General features: G+C 44.7%; 1 protein-coding gene, 1 tRNA gene and 1 pseudogene. 2 read left to right on the top strand and 1 reads right to left on the bottom strand.

Annotated elements, in window-relative coordinates:
- Positions 1 to 209, top strand: a pseudogene (locus ACYC56_RS13105) (tRNA (adenosine(37)-N6)-threonylcarbamoyltransferase complex transferase subunit TsaD); the annotation flags it as partial.
- A 31-nt stretch (positions 210 to 240) separates the two neighbouring features.
- Positions 241 to 314 (top strand) — tRNA-Cys (locus tag ACYC56_RS13110).
- Between the two features lie 277 nt (positions 315 to 591).
- Here the strand turns inward: ACYC56_RS13110 and purL are convergent.
- On the bottom strand, positions 592 to 3,882 hold a 3,291-nt coding region (gene purL / locus ACYC56_RS13115), incomplete at its 5' end, for a phosphoribosylformylglycinamidine synthase (protein ID WP_461374621.1).

Below are 3,882 nucleotides of genomic sequence, written 5' to 3' on the forward strand. Positions count from 1 at the left end.
GCGGGGTGAGTGCTAATGAAGTGTTAAGAATTAAAATGGCCGAAGCGGTTAAAATAAATTTTCCGAAAACAAAATTTCTGGTACCGGAAAGAGAATATACAACCGACAACGCCGCTATGATTGCGACCGCGGCCGCCTTCTTAGTTTATAAAAGAAAAACTATCCCTTTCAATAAACTAAAAGTCGACCCTAGTTTACAACTTAAATAAGATAGGTTAAAATTCAAATAATCATAAAAACGGCTGGATGGCGAAGTGGTCTAACGCTGCGGTTTGCAAAACCGCCATTCGTGGGTTCGACTCCCACTCCAGCCTCGTAATAAAAATAACTAGTACGAAGTGCTAGTTATTTTTATTACCAAGATAGAAGGGAGTAGAACAAGCGGCGAGCGAGATAATAGGAGGAGCGTGAGCGACAACTATTGAACGAGCGACGATAAGCGCGAGCGAGCGCAGCGCTTAGCGGCCGGTCTGGACAAGTGAGCTTTTTGCTAAAAAAGCGAGCGCGATACTCCCGCTCCAGCCTCGTAATAAAAAAGAATCCCGTTATCATTACTGACAACGGGATTTTTTCTATAAAGTACCTTTATGGCTAGTGCGTTTTACACCAGTCATAAGCGTTTTGTGTCATTCTCATCCATGGCGAAGCTTCCAATTTCTGCTTCCAGCTTTCAGGCATATAGGCCCATTGCCACTTCAGAAAAGCGCGTTCGGGATGTGGCATCATTGCGAGGTGCCGTCCGGTTGCGTCGCACAAAGCAGTGATGCCTTCCGCCGATCCATTCGGATTAAATGGATAAGCTTCTGTTGGCTCACCAAGATCGTCTACATATCGGATCGGAGCAAATTTCTTCAGCTCGCTCCAATTAATTCTATTACCGACATGCAACTTACCTTCGCCATGAGCAACCCAAATTCCCAAAACCGATCCAACCATGCCTTTTAACATAATCGCTGGACTATCAAAAATTTTGACAGTGGCGAATCTTGATTCAAAGCGGCCAGACTTGTTTCTGATAAATCGGGGTTGATAGTCTCCCGGCAAATTTTTAACCGGAACCCATCCCAAGAGAGAAGCGAGCTGACATCCGTTACAAACACTCAAAGAGAAGGTGTCTTGACGAGAATAAAAATCGTCAAACATTTTTCTCAGATTCTGATTGAACAAAATTGTTGCCGCCCAGCCTTTGGCTGAGTCTAACACGTCGGCATAACTAAACCCGCCAACAAAAGCTATCCCGCGAAAATCAGCGAGGTCAACTTTTTTTGTTAGCAAATCCGTCATGTTAACATCCCAGGCTTCAAAACCACCAAGCTCAAAGTACGATGTCATTTCCCTGTCCCCGTTGGATCCTTCCTCGCGAATTATCGCCACCTTCGGACGATTTTTCTTGGCTAAAATGCGATACGGGGTCGGTGCCGGAGCAAAAGACAGGCTGTAAGGAGAATTAGAATCAATATCAAAAATGTTGCGCCTTTCTTCTTCAACACAATCCGGGTTGCACTGCAGCTTCTCGAGTTGATAACTGGTTTCCTCCCAAATTTGTCTTAACTTGAATACATCTTCGTAAAAAATCACTCCTTCATCAAGAACCATCCTGTCACCCGGTGAATCAAAAATTCTGATTTTTGGGCTGGCCATTGTATAACCCAGAACCTGACAAGCAGAATTAGTTGGCTTTAATAATGAAAGAATCTTCTCCTCATCCTTGGGCAAATATTCAATTAACCAACCGGCTTCTTCAGCGAACAAATCATCGAACAAGGAGAAACGATCAGAATTTAAGGCTCCTTCAAATCCGCAACTCCCGGAAAATAACATTTCCAATAATGAAACTATCATACCGCCGTCACTAATGTCGTGGCATGATAAAATTAAATCCTTGAAAATTAACTCCTGTATGACATCGAATGTCTTAACCAAAATTTGCGGTTCCTCCATGTCCGGACAATCATTGCCAATCTGCCCAAAAACTTGAGCCAGGGCGGAGCCGCCTAAACGACGCCGACCGTTAGCTAAATCAATGTGCATGATGCGACTGTCGCCTGGGCGTTTAATATCCGGCGTTACTACTTTCGTAACGTCAATCATTGAACAATACGCCGAGACAACCATCTCTAGCGGCGATTTCACCAACTCATTTTTACCATCGGGATGATTTACTTTTGTCGCCATCGACAGCGAATCTTTTCCGCCATCAACCGCCAAACCAATTTCAATCATGAAATCTCGCATCGCTTCGGCGGCTCTATACAAGCGAACTCCTTCTCCCTCAAGTTTCGGCGCACCCATCCAATTCACGGAACATTTCACAAATGATAAATCAGAAATAAAAGCGCTGGCCATGTTTGTCACCGCTTCCGTAACCGCCATCCGCGCACCCGCTTCCGGATCAACCAACATCTTTATCGGTTGTTCGCCGATTGATGTCGCTGCTCCAGAATAAAGGCCTTGATCATTCGCAAAATGACTTTGCGAAATTACCGCAACGTCAGAAACTGGCAGCTGCGCAAAACCGCAACATTGTTGTTGTGCAATCAAACCGGTTACACTCCGATCGCCCTTGTTGGTCAAAAATCTTTTAGAACCAACTGACAAGAGTTTTAAAACTCTTTCCAGAGCATCAGAAACCGTCAGGTCTTTGGGAAGCTCAAGCGGTTTAAGTTCTAAGGGGACATCATTGGAAATAAAAGTTTTTTGCGGCATGCCGCCTAAAACAGATTTCAATTCCATCTGCACCGGGACTTCAGTATTACTACTGTCATAAACAGTAAAGATGCCATCGCCAGTAACCGTTCCTAAAACTTCGCAGTTTACCTTTTCCCTATCACAAATCGCTCGAAACATTTCCAAGCTCCTTGGATAAATAAGCAACCCGTTCCGTTCCTGGAACTCGCAAACCCAAATTTCCAAAACTGATAAAGTCGGGTCGCCACTGGTAATTTTCCGAATGTCGATTATACCGCCAGCATGCTCAACCAACTCCTTAAGAACATTGGCTGGTCCGCCGGCACCTTGGTCATGGATACTAACGATTGGATTATCAAAGCCCATTTCGATGCAGGCTCTAACAACCCTATTCATTTTTTGTTCCATCTCCGCATCACCGCGTTGTACGGCATTGAAATCAAGATCGGCGCGATTCTCACCTTGCATAAGTGAAGATGCCGCACCGCCTCCAAATCCAATTCGATAGGCTGGACCGCCAATTTCAATAATTAACATGTCCTTTTTAGCATCGTGTTTTTGCAGATGGCGCTGATCAATCTGACCAATGCCTCCGGTAAATAAAATCGGTTTCAGCCACTCTCGTCTTTCGCCGTTTGCTAAATACGAAGCACTGGCTCTGGCAAAACCAAGAATAACCGGTTCGCCAATCTCGTTACCGTAACGAGTCGTCCCATTCGATCCGAAAATCAGGATGTCCTTAGCAATTGCTAGGTTATCTGGATAAACAGATTTAATTTCCCAGGGCAAATCGTAACCATTGAGATTCAAATTTCCAACCGCATAACCAACCGTCCCGGCAACCATTAACCCGCCACGGCCAGTCGCCTGAACATCGCGAATTCTGCCACCGGTTCCAGTTTGCGCTCCAGGAAATGAAGCTACTCCCGTCGGAAAGTTGTGCGTCTCGGCCGTAAACAAAAAATGATACATCAATTTTTGTTTATTAAATTTAGACATCTGTCCCGGTCTGTCCGGAATAATTGTCCAAATGTCATAACCCTTAATAGCGCTACTGTTATCGTTAAAAGCGATAACGCTGTTAGTAGGGTGCGCGGTTAATGTTGATTTCACAATCTCCATCAACGTTTCTGGCATTTCTTTTCCATTGATTACTTGCCGACCCTTGAAATACCCATGGCGAGAATGCTCGCT

The organism is Candidatus Aquicultor sp. (assembly GCF_054640775.1).